This window comes from Hyphomonas johnsonii MHS-2 (genome assembly GCF_000685275.1).
Lineage (GTDB): Bacteria > Pseudomonadota > Alphaproteobacteria > Caulobacterales > Hyphomonadaceae > Hyphomonas > Hyphomonas johnsonii.
Genome location: NZ_ARYK01000001.1, coordinates 21,723 through 38,134 on the forward strand (window position 1 = coordinate 21,723; position 16,412 = coordinate 38,134).

The 16,412-nt window shown below is 63.2% G+C and carries 16 protein-coding genes; 9 read left to right on the forward strand and 7 right to left on the reverse strand.

Features of this window, described 5'->3' with window-relative positions:
- Positions 1 to 129: 129 nt before the first annotated feature.
- From HJO_RS00125 to HJO_RS00135, 3 genes are all read left to right on the forward strand, one after another.
- On the forward strand, positions 130 to 546 hold the full coding sequence (locus HJO_RS00125; protein ID WP_084141269.1) for a Ros/MucR family transcriptional regulator: 417 nt from the start codon (positions 130 to 132) through the stop codon (positions 544 to 546).
- A 145-nt stretch (positions 547 to 691) separates the two neighbouring features.
- Positions 692 to 1,192: a PAS domain-containing protein gene (locus tag HJO_RS17415; protein ID WP_051617880.1), complete on the forward strand. Its 501-nt coding sequence runs from the start codon at positions 692 to 694 to the stop codon at positions 1,190 to 1,192.
- 101 nt (positions 1,193 to 1,293) lie between these two features.
- On the forward strand, positions 1,294 to 1,638 hold the full coding sequence (locus tag HJO_RS00135) for a helix-turn-helix domain-containing protein (RefSeq protein ID WP_051617882.1): 345 nt from the start codon (positions 1,294 to 1,296) through the stop codon (positions 1,636 to 1,638).
- Positions 1,639 to 1,644: 6 nt separating this feature from the next.
- Here HJO_RS00135 and HJO_RS00140 read toward each other — a convergent pair whose 3' ends face one another.
- Complete coding sequence (locus tag HJO_RS00140; protein ID WP_035612344.1) at positions 1,645 to 2,064, reverse strand: SufE family protein; 420 nt, start codon at positions 2,062 to 2,064, stop codon at positions 1,645 to 1,647.
- Between the two features lie 91 nt (positions 2,065 to 2,155).
- Entirely contained in the window at positions 2,156 to 3,133 is a 978-nt protein-coding gene (locus HJO_RS00145) for a hypothetical protein (RefSeq protein ID WP_156945354.1), read from the reverse strand.
- 149 nt (positions 3,134 to 3,282) lie between these two features.
- Between HJO_RS00145 and HJO_RS00150 the strand changes: the two genes are divergently transcribed.
- The 4 genes from HJO_RS00150 to HJO_RS00165 all read left to right on the forward strand — a co-directional run bounded on the left by HJO_RS00150 (position 3,283) and on the right by HJO_RS00165 (position 7,458).
- Positions 3,283 to 4,896, forward strand: coding sequence for a sensor histidine kinase (locus HJO_RS00150; RefSeq protein ID WP_035612348.1), 1,614 nt, complete (start codon positions 3,283 to 3,285; stop codon positions 4,894 to 4,896).
- 50 nt (positions 4,897 to 4,946) lie between these two features.
- Positions 4,947 to 5,294, forward strand: coding sequence for a DUF1491 family protein (locus HJO_RS00155; RefSeq protein WP_035612350.1), 348 nt, complete (start codon positions 4,947 to 4,949; stop codon positions 5,292 to 5,294).
- Positions 5,295 to 5,390: 96 nt separating this feature from the next.
- A complete protein-coding gene (locus tag HJO_RS00160) occupies positions 5,391 to 5,765 on the forward strand; it encodes a hypothetical protein (RefSeq protein ID WP_035612352.1) in 375 nt (124 codons plus the stop codon).
- 94 nt (positions 5,766 to 5,859) lie between these two features.
- A complete protein-coding gene (locus tag HJO_RS00165) occupies positions 5,860 to 7,458 on the forward strand; it encodes a peptide chain release factor 3 (RefSeq protein ID WP_035612354.1) in 1,599 nt (532 codons plus the stop codon).
- On the opposite strand, the gene HJO_RS00170 is transcribed toward HJO_RS00165, so the two are convergent.
- Together HJO_RS00170 and HJO_RS00175 are read right to left on the reverse strand one after the other, a co-directional pair.
- The gene (locus HJO_RS00170; RefSeq protein WP_162173734.1) at positions 7,455 to 7,928 is read right to left on the reverse strand and encodes a PAN domain-containing protein; all 474 of its coding nucleotides are present in this window, start codon (positions 7,926 to 7,928) and stop codon (positions 7,455 to 7,457) included. The two genes, HJO_RS00165 and HJO_RS00170, sit on opposite strands and share 4 nt — an antisense overlap.
- Before the next feature lie 64 nt (positions 7,929 to 7,992).
- Positions 7,993 to 9,807 (reverse strand): ABC-F family ATP-binding cassette domain-containing protein, encoded by a 1,815-nt coding sequence (locus HJO_RS00175; RefSeq protein ID WP_035612358.1) that lies wholly within the window; start codon positions 9,805 to 9,807, stop codon positions 7,993 to 7,995.
- Between the two features lie 354 nt (positions 9,808 to 10,161).
- On the opposite strand from HJO_RS00175, the gene HJO_RS00180 reads away from it, so the two are divergent.
- Positions 10,162 to 11,124 carry a peptidoglycan-binding domain-containing protein gene (locus tag HJO_RS00180; protein ID WP_035612360.1) on the forward strand — a complete coding sequence of 321 codons (963 nt, stop codon included), beginning with the start codon at positions 10,162 to 10,164 and terminating at the stop codon, positions 11,122 to 11,124.
- A 213-nt stretch (positions 11,125 to 11,337) separates the two neighbouring features.
- Positions 11,338 to 12,405 (forward strand): GGDEF domain-containing protein, encoded by a 1,068-nt coding sequence (locus tag HJO_RS00185; protein ID WP_035612362.1) that lies wholly within the window; start codon positions 11,338 to 11,340, stop codon positions 12,403 to 12,405.
- Positions 12,406 to 12,425: 20 nt separating this feature from the next.
- On the opposite strand, the gene HJO_RS00190 is transcribed toward HJO_RS00185, so the two are convergent.
- The 3 genes from HJO_RS00190 to HJO_RS00200 are packed head-to-tail and all read right to left on the reverse strand — an operon-like array spanning position 12,426 to position 16,204.
- A complete protein-coding gene (locus tag HJO_RS00190; RefSeq protein ID WP_035612364.1) occupies positions 12,426 to 13,127 on the reverse strand; it encodes a pseudouridine synthase in 702 nt (233 codons plus the stop codon).
- Positions 13,124 to 14,164 (reverse strand): class I SAM-dependent methyltransferase, encoded by a 1,041-nt coding sequence (locus HJO_RS00195; RefSeq protein WP_035612365.1) that lies wholly within the window; start codon positions 14,162 to 14,164, stop codon positions 13,124 to 13,126. Before HJO_RS00195 ends, HJO_RS00190 begins: the two co-directional genes overlap by 4 nt.
- A gap of 45 nt (positions 14,165 to 14,209) precedes the next feature.
- Positions 14,210 to 16,204, reverse strand: coding sequence for a transglycosylase domain-containing protein (locus tag HJO_RS00200; protein ID WP_084141273.1), 1,995 nt, complete (start codon positions 16,202 to 16,204; stop codon positions 14,210 to 14,212).
- Between the last annotated feature and the right edge of the window lie 208 nt (positions 16,205 to 16,412).

Here is a 16,412-nt window from a genome sequence, read left to right on the forward strand (position 1 = left end):
ACGCTGGTACAGGCGTGATATTTTAGTGTCACAACTGTCTGGATTCTGCAGTAGCGGCTGTAAATAATCGTTTTACTCTCCCTTCGCTTGGATTACCCAAGAATAAATTATCGATGGAGGGGTAAGATAATGGTCGATGCCACGAGGGGACATGTTCGCGACGGCATGCTTGTTGAACTCGCGGCAGAAATCGTATCTGCCTATGTGAGCAACAACGCCGTCGAGTCGGTCGATCTGCCGGGCCTGATCCGGAATGTGTATTCGTCACTCGCCGGAATTGGCAATCCCGACCTCGATACTGCCCGCCCGAAGCCGGCCGTTTCGGTCAAGCGCTCGCTCGGGGACGACTTCCTGATCTGCTTGGAAGACGGCAAGAAATTCAAGTCATTGAAGCGGCATCTTCGAACGAAATACGACATGTCTCCTGAAGAATACCGGGAAAAATGGAACCTGCCGGCTGATTACCCGATGGTGGCGCCGGGCTATTCCAAGCACCGTTCAATGCTGGCCAAGAAGATGGGGCTGGGCAAGGGCGAAAAGGCCTGAGTAATCGCGCGCCAATACTTTTCGTTGCCATAGCGAAATGAAATAATTTGGTAAGACTGGTTAAGAATTCCTGTAGTTGACTCTTGATCCGCGACTCCACTCGCGCGATAGGTGATTCTATCGAATCACCTGGGGGTGGCGAACGATGACCAAACAAGCAGTCTTTCAGGGCGTGACAATCGCCCAACGTACCTTGATCGAATACTGGCAACGCTTGCGCAGCGAGGCTGGTGCGGTCCCGCGCGACGCGATTGATCCTGGCGTCCTGCGCAGCATGCTGGCCAGCATCTCACTTGTACAGTTCGATGCATCCGGCGATGGCCGGTTCCGGATTGCCGGGTCGCGCCTTCGCGACATTTTCGGGATGGAGGCGCGCGGGCGCCGCGTCGCAGATGTTGTCGGCGATCATGGTGACACTTATTCACTCGGCCTGTCCGCAGCGCTCGAACGGCGCGCACCTGTTGGCGGTGTGATCGAGGAGGGCGGGTCTGTCCACGCCTGGTTGCGCCTGCCGCTCGCGGATGCAAACGGCCAGCTCACCATGGTGCTGTGCCATGACGAACTCCTGCCCAGTCGCCGGCTGGCCATCCCGTCGACCGGGTCGAACAGTACTGTCCACAAGTCTTCCTCGCGCGCGGCCGCCTGAATCACCCGCCAGCCCTGACCTTGGCTTGCTGATATAGGAAAGTTATCCTACACCTTCGATTGCCGGGTAGTCTTCTGCCTGTCAGACAGAAGGAGACGGTGATGGCGAAATTCGATCCAAGAAAAGACGAGGACCGGGCCTATCTGGCCGCTGCCCTCACGGCGTACGCGCTGGGGCTTCGCCTTGACGTCATCCTGTCACACGAACGCGGGCGACCGATCGAGTCCCGTGCCCGGCATATCGCGATGTACCTGACGCATGTTGCACTCGGCATGAGCCTGGCCCGCATTGCCCGCGCATTCGACCGCGACCGCTCGACCGTTGCCTATGCCTGCCACCTCATCGAGGATCGCCGCGACGATGGTGATTTCGACGACTGGATCGAGCAATTATCGGTCGGCCTGTCGAGCGTGGTGCTGCTCAGCGAGGCGCCCGCCGTCGCCTGAATCCGGTCAGGCCGCCAGGGCCTCGCGCGCATCCCGCTGGATCCGCTCGAGCATTGAGGCGAGGCCGTTTGAGCGTTGCGAGGTCAGGGCGCCGGAGACGCCGATCTCGTCCAGCAGGGCCTTCGCATCGAATGAAGCGACTTCAGACAGGCGCGCACCGGAATACAGCCGGATCAGCAGGGCGATCAGGCCCGACACGATCATCGCATCGGATTCCGCCCGCACGTTGAGGCGGCCGTCCGCAATGTCGGTAACGATCCAGACCTGTGACGTGCAACCGCGCACGCGGGTCTCCTCGGTCCGTTCACCGTCTGCCAATGCGGGGTTCTCCCTGCCGAGATCGATGATGTGCGCATAGCGCGCTTCCCAATCGTCCAGCCAGGAAAACTCTTCACGGATGTCGGCGGCGGTGGTCTCGATGCTCATTGCCCTGAAATGGGGCATCACCGGACAAAAGAAAACCCCCGGCACCGATCAGGGCAGCCGGGGGTCTTTGACGTGATGGGGTTTGGGTCGCCTACTGGTAGACGCCGCCAATGCATTTGCCGACGTCCGACAGGGCATGTTCGCCGATGCAGAACGGGACTTCGTACTGCTGGTTGGCCGCTGCGACACACTGCTGCAGGTTCAGGTTGGCCATGTTCAGGCAGCCCTTGGTCTCCCGCTCGGCCATGGCCGAATTGATCTGGCTGGAGTTCTTTTCGGTGCTGGAACCCAGCACGCGATAGGCAGCCAGTGTGGCAATCTGGTCAGCAATCGGTTCCTTGCCGAACTTCACGCGCTTGCGGTTGCCGGTCAGGCCGGACTTGACCGCGGCCGGAAAGCGGATGGCGCTTGCGGCACCGGACACGCTGTCCCACAGCGACGGCGCACCGGATGCGCCCGCCTGCAACAGAACGCTGTCGAAATCAGCTGCGTTCATGGCGGTCACCAGGCCCAGTTTCGCGGGGATACCAGCCGACTGGCTGCTGTCCAGCTTGCGGGCTTTCGCGCCGGAATTGCCGATCTTGGCTTTCGCCCAGCCGGCTGCCTGGAGCGAATAGGCTTGTTCCTTCACATAGGCTGCGGCGCTGTTCAGGCGCCGGCTGTCAGCCTCGGTGGCCATGAGGGCTGCGCTGACGGCATTGTCGCCGCCGCCCAGTGTGCGGGCATAACGCACATCGTTGCGCATGCCGCTTTCGAGCGCTTCACGGCCGTAAAAGCTTTCAATGTCGCGCACGGCGGCCCGGTATTCAGGGTCCTGTGACGCGATCAGCGCGGAATAGGCGATCCAGCCTTTCGACAGCTGGTCCGGATTGTGACCGCCCAGCGATGTCAGGGCATGGTCGATGTCGCCAGCGGACGAGAGCGGTTTTTCTTTTACCACTGTGACCTCGGACTGGTACGTCGCATAGACGGCGGCGGTATCGGAAATCGGGTCAGACCCCTGTGCAGACGCACCAGCAGCCAGTCCCAACCCGATAAGCGCGGCCCCGATCATTCTGATGGAATTCATGTCTCAACTCTCCCTCACGCAGTACGCGATACTCTTGCCCCATCTTCCCCCCGTGGGGAACCTCACCTTGCCTGCCCAAAGCATTACAAATACAGCAAGGGATGGGTAATACGTCCAGAATGCCTAATGAATCTCTATGGGATGTTAAGATGTCCCTGCGCATGATGCAGAAGCGATTACAGTTCGTTAATGTAGCCTGGCTCGCCCTCGTGGCGGCTGCCGGGCTCATTGCGGCGCTGCGTGGCATCGCGATTCTTCCGCTTGTCTGCGGCCTGGTTCTGGCGGCGTTGCCCAGTGTTGTGGGCCTTGTCTTCCTGCGGCCGGGGCATGCGCCCTCACCCTATGCCGCCCCCTTGCTGGTCATATCCTGGACCCTGGTGGCCGTGCTCAGCGTGGCACTGACCGGCGGGGCCGGCTCGTCGCTGACCATCCTGTTCGCCGTTGCACCGCTGGTCGCGCTGACCCTCGACGACACCGACATGGCCGCAGAATCGGCGATTTTCGGCGCAATGGCCTATTTCGCGACGCTGCTGATGGGGCGGTTCGACCTGTTGCCGATGACGACAGAGCTGTTTTTCCCGCTGACCGTTGCCGTCGGCTTTGCCGCGCTGGTCCTGACGGGGCTGCTGATCTGGACCGTCGTGCGCGCCCGCCGGGAGGAATTGCGCCCGGCTGCGGCGGCGCTGGTCGAGCCGGCTGAGCCAGCGCCGTCCAGTCTGGCCGCGCTGCCCGCATCGGCGGGCCTGCTGCTGCTCGATGTCACCCCTGAAGGCCGCGTCAGGCACGTCTCGGGCGACACGTTCGGCATTGCGGCGATCAAGCCCGGCGCCGTCCTGTCGGCCCTGTTCGATGATACCGCAGACCTCTCCTTGCTCCAGCCGGGCGAGGAGACGGTGAAGGGCGAGCTGAACCTGGAGGATGGCCGGCCGGTTGCCTTCACGGCAGAGGCGCACGCCACCGGCACATGGCTTGTCCTGCGCGACCTCAGCGACGCGCGCCAGCAGGCCGAGGAAACCGCCGCCGCGCTGGAATCCGCAGCTGGCCGCCTGAAGGACCGCACCGCGTTCTTCGCATCGCTGGGGCACGACCTGAAGACGCCGCTCAATGCCATCCTCGGCTATGCCGACATGATGCGGGCCGAAATTCGTGGGCCCATGCCCAAGGCCTATGCCGACTATCCCGGCATCATCCACGAAAGCGGGCAGGACCTGCTGCTGCTGGTCGACGACATCCTCGACCTGGCCAAGGCCGATGCCGATCGCCAGCGGCTCGAACCGGAGCCGGTCGATCTCGTCGCCTCGGCCCTTTCGATCGTCCGCCAGCTCGAGAACCAGGCCGACCGGGCAGGGGTGAAGCTGAAACTGAAGGCGGACGTGGAAGTCTGGGCCGAGGCTGACGCCCGCGCCGTTCGCCAGATCTGGCAGAACCTCGTTTCCAACGCGATCAAGTATTCCGAAAGCGGCGGCACGGTGACCCTGGACGCCTTCGAAGCAGGCGGCGCTGCCGTTCTCAGTGTCACCGACAAGGGCGCCGGCATGACGGAGGACGACCTGAAGCGGGTGACAGAGCCCTTCTCGCAGGGTGGCAATTCGCGCGGCCGCGTTGGCACCGGGCTTGGCCTTGCCGTCGTGCGCAGCTTTGCCGAACTACATGGTGGCCAGCTGTCGCTGCGCTCCCAGCCCGGCAAGGGCACCCGGGTCGAGGTGACGTTGCCGCTGGCCAATCCAGCCGACATCGCACCGCTCGAAGACGCCGCCGAATAGACAGGTCGAGGCCGCTTGCGGGGCCCGCCAAAACAAGAGACAGTCACCGTATGGAACGCCTCCCCACATGGCTCTGGGTCGATGCCCTCATCCGGCGCGTCGAAGTCGCTGGCGCATCTGCCTTTGTTGTCCAGAAGGGCGATCATTCGCGCGGCGATACCCTGATCAAGGTCGCGCGGCTCGACGGTACGGCCGCCGTGTACCTGCCCAGCACGAACCTTGATGGCGAGCGCGTGTTCCTCAACCTCATCGTGCAGGGCGTCGGACCGGACGAAGCGAGCGTCGACGCCTATGTCACCCGTGCCCGCCAGCGGGACAGCGACTTGTGGATCGTCGAAATCGAGGATCGCGAAGGCCGTCACTTCCTGACCGAAGAGGTCGAAGGCGACGCCGGCTAGGATTTCCAAAATCTTTGTAACGCGATTGGCGATAAACACTGTGTTAACCCCGTCCGGGCAGCCTTGAGACGAAATCACTGCTGGGGGTGGGCAGACATGTTGTTTCTTTTGAATGACAGGATTGCGGAAATCGACATTCCGGAGATCCATTTATCCAAGTGCTGGAAGACGCTGGGATGCGGCGATCCCTATGGATTGCGGGCACGTGACGCGCTCGATTTTGCGACGCGGGTGATTACCCAGCACGTCGCCGACAACCTGCCGCTCGAACCGGAACTGGTTGAAGACCTCGGGTCCCTGATCATCGCGAAGACCGGCGCCAATGCGGCCCTGTTCCCTGTCCAGGGCAACGCGGTGGGCGAACCGCGGCTGACGATCCTGCCCGAAGCCATCCTCCGCTCGCTGCAGCAGCGGGCCGAGGAAGAGGGCACATTGCCCGACATTGCCGAGATCTGGCCGCTCGCCGCCTGACCTCCCGACATGCCGGACGCGTTGCAGGCCTTCATTCCTGCCAGCAAATCGGCTAGGGGCTGGCGGGTGAACTAAATTTTACCCGGAAACCGCAATGTCCCACATCGAGGAAGCCGCCCGCCGGCGCACCTTTGCCATTATTTCGCACCCGGATGCGGGCAAGACGACACTGACCGAAAACCTGCTCCTGGCGGGCGGTGCCATCCGCGCAGCCGGTGAAGTCGCCGCGCGGGGCGCCCAGCGGCGCACACGGTCCGACTGGATGAAGATCGAACGCGACCGCGGTATCTCCGTGTCCGCGTCGGTCATGACATTCGAATACCGCGACCTTGTGTTCAACCTGCTCGACACGCCGGGCCACGAAGACTTTTCCGAAGACACCTACCGTACGCTGACGGCGGCTGACTGTGCCGTCATGGTGCTCGACGCCGCCAAGGGGATCGAGCCGCAGACTCTCAAACTGTTCGAAGTCTGTCGCTTGCGTGACATCCCGATCGTCACCTTCATCAACAAGATGGACCGCGAGGCGCTGGAGCCCATCGAACTGCTCGACGAAGTGCAGGACAAGCTCCAGCTCGACACGGCGCCGCTCTACTGGCCGGCCGCATCCGGCCAGCGCTTTGCCGGCATGAAGGATCTGACGACCGGTGAATTCTGCCAGTTCGACCGGCGGCCCGGCGAGGCGCCCGTCATCGGCCCCGCCCAGCGCATTCCCGGCAGCAATGAAGCCCTGATCGGCAAGCTGGACGATCCTGTCCATGCCGAGCTGGTTGAAGGCGTCGAGATGGTCACGGGCCTGCTTCCGAAATTCGATCCGGATGCCTTCAATGCCGGCAACATGACGCCCGTCGTGTTCGGCTCGGCCCTGCGCCATTTCGGGGTCGCGGAACTGCTCAACACGCTGCATGATTTCGCGCCTGCGCCGCGCGACCAGAAGGCCGAGCGCAAGGACGTGCCCGTGATGGTGCATCCGTCCGATCCGGCGGTGTCGGGTTTCGTGTTCAAGATCCAGGCGAACATGGACCCCAACCATCGCGACCGTGTCGCTTTCCTCCGCCTATGCTCGGGCGAATTCAAGCGCGGCATGCGCCTGAAGAGCGCCAGCGGCAAGCAGCTGAATATCCACAATCCGCTGATGTTCCTGGCGCAGGACCGCGAGATCGCCGAAACCGCCTATGCGGGTGACGTGATCGGCGTGCCCAACCACGGCCAGCTGCGGGTCGGCGACAGCCTCTCGGAAAGCGGCGAGATCCAGTTCGCCGGCATCCCGAACTTCGCGCCGGAACTGCTGCGCCGCGCGCGGGTGAAGGATCCGATGAAGGCGAAACACCTGCGCAAGGCGCTGGAAAGCCTCGCGGAGGAGGGGGTGACGCAGCTCTTCAAGCCGGCCATCGGTTCGGACATGATCGTCGGCGCGGTCGGCCAGCTGCAGTTCGAAGTCATGACCGAGCGTGTGGCAGCAGAATACAATCTTGAAGTCGTGTTCGAACCGGCGCCCTACAATGTCGCCCGCTGGCTCGCCTCCGAGGATCCGCAGAAACTTGAAGACTTCCTTGACCGGAACAAGTCGGCGTCGGGGACAGACCTTGATGGCGCACCGGTCTACCTGGCCAAGAACGCCTGGGATGTCGGTTACGCGCAGGAGAAGAACCCGGCCATCCGCTTTACGGCGACAAGGGAACGCTCGATCTAGTTGTCGGTCGGTACCAGGGCGGTCGGGCCGTCAATATCGACTTTTTCGATCTCGACCGTGATGGCCTTGATGTCACCGGCATCGGTGCCCGCTTCGGCGCCGAGCAATTCGTCCGCGGGCGTGGTTGGCTCCGGCGAGAACAGGGCTTCATGGCGCGGTGAGATGCCGGACGTGGCCGTCGGGTTGCGTTCCAGGCGTCCACCACTGCGTTTCAGTTCGCACCGGGCGTCTGAATCGCCTGCCGCGTCGATAAAGCTCCACGCCTTGCACACCTCGTCATCGGCGCACGCTGTTTGGCAGCTGAGGGCGGAATCCAGGTCTGTCACGCTGTAGGTGGCGCCGAACCGGTACAGGCCCTGCTCGTAGCCCACCGGCTTGGCGGCCACGGCATCGGCTTTCAGTGTCGGCGCGTCGGCCAGGGCCGGTGCGGCGAAACAGGCGGCAATCGCAAGCATCCATGTATGGCGCATCAGCGGGACTCCCATGTATCCAGGGCCGAAACCTAGGTGGCGCCGGTTAAGGAAGCTTTTACGCTCATCCCGCCAGCGTTTCACGCTTTTCCTCGATTTCCAGCCATTCGAGTTCCGCCGCTTCCAGTTCGCTGCGCGCTGCCCCCACCCGGTCGGACTTGGCCTGGAAGGCCTTGGGATCACGGGCATAGAGGTCAGCATCTGCCAGGGCCTTTTCCAGCGCGGCGATTTCGGCCTGCAGTTCCGGGATCAGCGCATTGATTTCCTTCTGGCGGTGCTCGTCCTTGAACGACAGCTTGGTCTGCGGCTTTGCCTTGGGCGCTTCGGCGGCCTTCGCCTTGCCGGCATTGCTCGCCGTTTCACGGTCACGCGCATGGGCCAGCTGGTCCTGTGCGTCTGTCCAGCCGCCCGCCGTCTGCACCCATTTGCCATCGCCCAGCGGGCACAGGCAGCTGGTCACCGTGGAATCGAGGAAGGCCCGGTCGTGGCTGACCAGCAGCAGCGTGCCTTCATAGTTCAGCAGCATGTCCTCCAGCAGGTCCAGTGTCTGCAGGTCCAGGTCGTTGGTCGGTTCATCCATCACCAGCAGGGTGGAGGGCTTGGCCAGGCCGATCGCCAGGGCCAGCCGGTTGCGCTCGCCGCCCGACAGGGCACCGACGGGCTGGCGCAGCTGTTCGGGCTTGAACAGGAAGTCCTTCGCATAGGCCGCAATGTGGCGTTGCTGGCCCTGCACCATCAGCGAGTCGCCGCCGGATGGCGCCAGCGCCTCCCAGATCGTGTCTTTCGGGTCCAGCGTGTCGCGCGTCTGGTCAAGATAGGTGACGTCCAGCGTCTTGGCATGGCGGACACTGCCTTCGTCGGGCTCGATCTCGCCAAGCAACAGGCGCACCAGCGTCGTCTTGCCCGCCCCGTTCGGCCCGATGATCCCGATGCGGTCGCCGCGCAGGATTTTCAGGGACAGGTCCCTGGCGATCACCAGCGGCCCGTTCGGGGTGTCGAATGTCTTCGACAGGCCCTTCGCCTCGATCACCTTCTTGCTCATCGAGTCGCCGACACCCGCGCTGAACTCGGCGGTGTTCTTGCGATCATTCAATGCCGCCCGCATGGCGCCATGGGTCGCGCGCATCTCGTGCAGCTTGGCGAGGCGCCCCTGGTTGCGTTTGCGCCGGCCGGTAACGCCGCGCGACAACCAGTGCTGCTCGGCCTTCAGCTGTGTCGACACGCGCTTCAGCTGGCGTTCTTCCTCGACCTCGATGGCTTCAGCCCACTGGTCGAATTTCACGTAGCCATCCGGCGATTTCAGCACGAGGCCCTGGCGCAGCCACAGCGTGTTGGTGGAAATGTTCTCGAGGAACCTGCGGTCGTGGCTGACAACCAGCACGACGCCGCTGAACGCCTTGAGGCGGCCCTCCAGGTATTCGATCATCGGCACGTCGAGGTGGTTTGTCGGTTCGTCCAGCAGGATAACGTCGGGTTCCGCCGCGAACGCCCTGGCCAGTGCCACGCGTCGCTGCTGTCCACCGGACAGTGTGGCCGGGTCGGCCGCGCCGTCGACGCCGAACTCCATCAGCTCGGCCTCGGCCATATAGGTGTATTCCAGTCCCTCGCTGACATAGTCGAGCACGGTGGCATAGCCGTCGAACCGCGGTTCCTGCACCACGGTTGCATAGGTTGTGCCCGGTTGGCGCCAGACCTGGCCGCTGTCGGCCTCCATCTGTTCGGAGATGATTCGCATCAATGTGGACTTGCCGGCCCCGTTGCGGCCCACAAGCGCAGCGCGCTCGCCTTTGGACAGGCTGAGCGTCACCCCTTCGAACAGGGGCTTTGCGCCCAGCGAGAGGCGGACATCGGACAGGGAAATCAGGGGAGGTTGAGCCATGCGCGCCAGATAGCGTGTGCCGGGGCGCCGCGCTAGGGGTGGCCTGCGCCGCGCCGGGGCCAGTCGCCCCGCCCGCGCGTCACTCATGTAAAGGCTTTTGGGCGGGTAAACTCCCCTGACACGCGAATGAGTGGCCGCCGGCAGGCAATCACAGCCATTTCTGTTCATATTCATATAAGGTTCATTACGGAACCTTCATGAGGGGCACATGTTGCTCAGTTGGCGGATAATTACCCGCAGCACTGTCCATGCGATATACCTAGTGGAGGTTGCGTTTGCGCGCGAGACTCCGATCACAGATTAAAACACAGATTGATCCGATTCCTGATGGGGCGGATATTTAAGGGGAATAATATGTCCAAGAAAATGCTTTTGATTTCGGTTGCCGCGACCGCGTTTGCCGGAATGGCGTTCGCACAAGGTTCGGCAGACTATCCGCCGGAATCCGATGCGGGTACATGCTATGCACGCGTGCTGACGCCTGAGACCACGAAAGTCGTCACCGAGCAGGTCATCGACCGCCCGGAAGGCACGGAAATCAAGCTGATTCCGGCGACTTACGAAACCGTGACCGAGCAGGTCCTGGTCAAGGAAGAATCCAAGGACGTTCGCGTCACGCCGACCATGTTCGAAACCGTGACCGAGCAGGTCCTGCAGACACCGGAGCGCACTGACACGGTCGTCATTCCGGCGCAATACGAAACGTATACGGAACAGGTCATGACCCGCGCTGCATACACGACGTGGAAGCCGGGCAACGGACTCTACGGTCGCGCCATTGATGCGTCAGTCTCCAACAATGGTGTGTCGACGGGCGAGCTGCTGTGTCGCGTCGAAGTGCCTGCGCAATACGAAACCGTCACCCGCACGCGCCTCGTTTCGCCTGAGCGCACCGAAGCCAAGGTGATCCCGGCAACCTACAAGACGGTTACCCGTCAGGTTGTCAGCCAGCCGGCACAAGTGACCGAAGAGGTCGTACCGGCTGTCTACGAAACCATTTCCGTCCAGAAGCTGGTGACCGCTGCGTCTGAAGAGACCATCGTCATTCCGGCCACGTACAAGACGCTCGAAAAGCGTGTTGTCAGCGGTGGTGGCAGCCTCGAATGGCGTGAAGTGCTTTGCGACACGAACGCAACGCCCGGCAAGATCTCGGCAGTCCAGACGGCACTGACCAAGGCTGGCTACAAGGCCCCGGTCGACGGCGAGTTTGGTCCGGGCACGCTCAAGGCCATGGAAGCTTACCAGCGCGCCAACAACCTGCCGGTCGGCTACCTCACCGTGTCCACGGTTGAATCGCTCGGCCTGACCAAGAACTAGAGTCAGTCCGCCGACAAGATTGGCCCTGCGAACCTCCGGGTTCGCGGGGCTTTTTTTGTCAGCGCGTACGCGGTGGTTCTGAAGCGTCACTCCAGCAGGGCACCTCTGCGTGAGCGGGGTCTCGGCATGGTTTACGGCCATTAATAATTGATAAAAGGTACGCGCGTAAATTCGGCGGAGGCCGAAGGCCGGGATCTGGGGACGCTTGATACGATGCAGACCACGCCAGTGAGTGAGGAAAACGCGTTGGCGCGCCCCGGCGCGAGCGGTGAATCGGCCGATGTGTATCACACGGCCGGCAAGGTATTCGACCTGATCCACCGGTATCGCACACCGCCAACACCGCAAACCTATGCGCTCTGGTATGCCTATGTGGCGGGGGCAGACCCGCTGCTGGTGGCGCGCGTGGACGAGCTGATCGCGGCCAAGGGCGAACTCAGCGCCTATGACATCGAGACGATCCATTGGGAATTCGTCGCAACCGGTGCCGATGATACCGACACGATGAATATCGGCGATGCAATCGAACGAGAGGTCGAGAGTGTTCTCGGCATCATCCAGCAAGGCGTCACCAGTAACGAAGTCTATCATGCCTCCCTCAGCGCGGTCGGCAGTCGCATACCCGAGGCGGCATCGGGCGATAACCTGTCCGCCCTCGTCTCCAGCCTCATCGAAGACAACCGGCGCATGGTTGAGACCACGCGAGAGCTGGGTGAGGGGCTGAGCGAATCCCAGAAACAGCTCGAGACGCTGAACAAGGAGCTGGAAGAGGTGCAGACCCAGTGCCTGCGCGATCCGTTGACAGCGGTGCCCAATCGCCGGGCCTTCGACAAGCGCCTCGAAGAGAATGTTGCCGAGGCATCCAGGACCGGCAAGAAATTGTGTGTCGCCATGGCCGATATCGATCACCTCAAGAAGGTGAATGAAATCTACGGGCGATCGGCTGGCGATGCCGTTCTGAAAATGTTCGGCGCGCTCATCACCCGCAACATCAAGGGCCAGGACATGGTTGCGCGGATTGGCGGCGAGGAGTTTGCGATCATTCTCCCGCAAACCGAAACCATCGCCGCGTACAATCTCCTGATAAAGATCAAGTCCATCCTGAAGGGGTCCGACCTGGTCCTCCATGACGGAACCCGGATTTCCAATCTCACCGCGTCGTTCGGTGTGGCATCCCTTGAGCCGGGAATGGACGCCAGGCAACTGGTCCAGCAGGCCGACACGTTCCTCTCGGATGCCAAGAAGGCCGGCCGGGACAAGGTCAAGACGCGCAGCTTCTAGGCGACCCCCGCGCCTGAGCGTCAGCCGAGGCCCGCCACTTCCTCCGGTGCCAGCAACCGCCACTCGCCTTCGGCCAGTCCGTCCAGCGTCAGGGCACCAAAGCGCGCGCGGTGGAGGGTTTCGACATGGTTGCCCACGGCGGCGAACATGCGGCGCACCTGGTGGTAACGGCCCTCGGTCAGGGTGACGCGCGCGGCGCGCTCTCCGGTCACTTCCAGCGTCGCCGGCTTCAGCGGCTTGTCTTCGCCGCGCAGCACCAGCGTGCCGCTGGCAAAGGCCTGGCCCTCGTGCCCTTCCAGCGGCCGGGCGAGCGCCACTTCATAGACTTTCTCCACCGCAGACTTCGGCGAGATCAGCCGGTGCAGCAACTGCCCATCATCGGTGAACAGCAGCAGGCCTGTCGTCGCCGCGTCGAGCCGGCCGACAGTCGAAAGGGCGGGGTCACGTTTCAGGTAGCGCGGCGGCAGCAATTCATAGACGAGGCTGCCGGCATCGGAGCGCGAGCAGGTGAAGCCCGCCGGCTTGTGCATCGCGATGACCATGCCGGGCGGCGGGTCCAGCGGCTCGCCGTCGAAGGTAACCTCCTCCCACGCCCCGCCCACGCCCACACCGGCGCCATCAATGCCCTTCACCCGCCCCCGCCGGATGGCCGTCTCGACCTCCTTGCGGCTGCCATAGCCGAGGCCTGCCAGGTATTTCGAAACGGCGCGGATATCCTTCATTTCTGGCGCTTCGGCCGATCGGCGCGGATCACCTTGTAGCCGCCTGAATCCTCAAGGATTTCATATTGCTTGAAGCAGGCTTTCACCGTCGCCTCATAGGGCAGGTGGCGATTGGCGACCATGTACAATGCCCCGCCCGGCTTCAGCGCCCGCGCGGCGGCCTGGATGAAGGCCTGGCCGAGGCCGGCGGCGTCCGCCCGTCCAACGTGGAAGGGCGGGTTCATCAGGATGAAATCGTAGCGGCTTTCCTGCGGGTCACGGGTGACATCGGCCCAGTGAATGGCGACGTTATCGATGCCTTCAAGCGTCTTCTCCGCGCAGGCGATGGCGCGGTGTTCGGCCTCGTAGAGGTCCATGTGGGTAATGCGGGGGCAATGGGCGAGCACCGCTTTGGTCAGATAGCCTTGGCCGGCACCGAAGTCGGCGCCTGCGCCCTTGATGTCCTCGGGAACGCTTTCGGCCAGCAGTTCGGACCCGGCATCTACCCGGTCCCATGAAAAAAGGCCCGGGCGGCTCCACATCTCGCCATCCGCGACAGGCTGTGGCTGGTCGGCGGCAACCCATGCCTCGGCGAGCGCCTTGTTGAAACGGGCGCTGTCCTTGCGGGCCCAGAAGGCGCGGCACTTGTTCTTGCTCAGGCTCTGCGTCTCGCCCGCAATCTCGCCCAGCGTCTTTTCGGCAGTCTTGGCGCCCAGCGTGTTCGGCAGGCAGGCCAGCACGGTGGCGCCCTCGGGCGCAGCCAGCATGGCGCGGGCATACAGGCCGCGCGCCTCGTCCTTCTGGCGGGGCGGAAGGATCAGCGTCAGTGCGGCGGGCCCGAACTGTTCGCTCCCGGGGGCAAGCAGCGTGTGTCCCGCTGCCTTGAGGGCGTCATGAGGCGGCTTGAACGTCTGCTGGCAGGTCAGCCGGGCGGTCGGCAAAAGCGAAAGCACAGGGCCCGGTTCGGCGCGGAGGAACAGGATGTCCCCCGTTTCCGGAACGGTCACGCCGCCGCCATCGAGGGCGAGCATCAGGGTGTCGAGAACATCAGTATCCATGGCCCAGCCTGTTAGGCGGAATGCAGCGCGCTGAAAAGCCCGGCTTTACTGCGGCGAGGAATTGCCCGCAGCGCGATTGGAGGCGGCGACGCTGAAGGCCTGGCTGAGACCGCGATAGAACGAGATGCGCTTTTCAGCTGCTTCGCTGACCACCATGCCACCCTCGGCACCGATCAGGCTTTCAGGCGGTTTGCCGGCATGGACGATTTCCATCATGTCCGACCAGAGATCAGCCGGCAGGCCACCGCCGGTAACGCGCTTCATCGCGCTGTCATCGTCATTGCCAACCCAGACGGCCCCGACATAGGCGGCGGTGAAGCCGACGAACCAGGCGTCGCGCCAGTCCTGTGACGTGCCGGTCTTGCCCGCGACGGTCCACTTGCTGATTTTGGCCCGCCCGCCGGTGCCGATCGGCGCGTTGACCACGCGGGCCAGCATGGCGTTCATGTCCTCGGCCAGTTCGAACGGGTAGACTCGTTCGCGGTCGTATTCCGGACGCTGGTACAGCACGTTGCCGCGCGAATCCTCGATCTTGTCGATGAGATAGGGGTCCAGGCGCAATCCGCCTGACTGGAACGCACCATAGGCGCGGACAAGTTCCCACATGGTCACTTCCTGGCTGCCGAGTGCCAGCGACGGGAAGGGCTGCATCGGGGTGGTCATGCCGAAGCGCTTGGCCAGCGCGATGATGCGTTCCTCGCTGGCGGCCTGTCCGAGCTGGGCTGCGACCGTATTGGTCGACCGGGTCAGCGCTTCGCTCAGCGTCATCGGGCCAAGAAAGCCGCCGCCGTAATTGGTCGGTTGCCACTTGTCGATCGTCACCGGCTCGTCGATCATCACGTCATAGGGCGAATAGCCGTCTTCCAGCGCCGCGGCGTAGACGAAGGGCTTGAAGCTGGAGCCCGGCTGGCGTTTCGCCTGGGTCACGCGGTTGTATTCCGACGCGGCATAATCCATCCCGCCCACCATGGCGACGACCCGGCCATCCTTGGCCATCACCAGCGCGCCGACCTGGCTGGCGCCCTGCGCCTTGCCGTCCTTGGTCATGCGTTCGGTGAGCATGGCCTCGACCTTTTCCTGCACCTTCGGGTCGATCGACACAGTGACCACAAGGTCGCCGGGCAGGCGCGGCAGCATGGCCTTCGCCCGCTCGCCGGCCGTGTCCAGCACATAGCCGAGCTGGGCGTCATAGACCGGCGCCTCGATGATGTTGATCCTGGTTTCCCGCGCGGCTGCGGCCTGCTCCTTCGTGATGAAGCCAAGATCGGTCATTTCTGTCAGGACGTAGGACTGGCGCGCCAGCGCGCCTTCGAGGTTATCGCGCAGGTTCAGTTTCGAGGGTGCCTTGGGCAGGGCCGCGAGCAGCGCGGCTTCCGGCAGGGCCAGTTCCTGCGGTGGCTTGCCGAAATAATAGCGCGCGGCCGCGTCAATTCCGTAGAGGCCGGCGCCGAAATAGACGCGGTTGAGATACAGCGACAGCACCTCGTCCTTGCTGATCCGCGTTTCAAGTTCGCGGGCAAGCTTCATTTCCTGCGCCTTCCGGCTCAGCGTCTGGCGATTGTCGAGGACGAGGTTCTTGATCAGCTGCTGGGTGATCGTGGAGGCACCGGACACGGTTTCGCCGGCGCGCAAGTTCGACAGCGCGGCCCGGGCAATGGCGGCGTCGTCGGCCCCGTCATGCTCGTAGAAGCGCTTGTCCTCGGCGGCGATGAAGGCCTGCGGGACAAATGCCGGCAGGGTGGAGATGTCGGCCGCCCGGCCATAGCGGGGGCCGCGCACGTCCAGCGTGTTGCCGTCGCGGTCGATGAACTCGAACGCCTGTTCGCGATGGGTTTCCCAGAGTTCGGACGTTTCCGGCAGCTGCGGCATGCCGAAATACAGCGAACGCCATTTGTAGAGGGCAAATCCGCCCGCCAGCAGCATGGCGACCAGCACGATCAGGATCAACCAGCCGCGCACCGTCCGGGGCCAGCGAAAGATCGGCTCGCGCGGCACCTTTATGGCGCGCGGCGGGGGCGGAGGCGGGGCGGATTTAGCCATGTCAGCCTGTCGATCGAATCATGAGCGATTTTGTACATGCGATTTGATTACGGCAGGGTGAAGGCGCTGTTCATGCGCATGGCAGCGCCACAATAATTCGCGCCTCGGGATCATTACGTATATGAGGGGGTGTCTGATACTTTATCCTCAGCACGACGTATTCCCGTCAACGCCATGCACGGACCGTAATCCAGGCGATCCGGTGTGT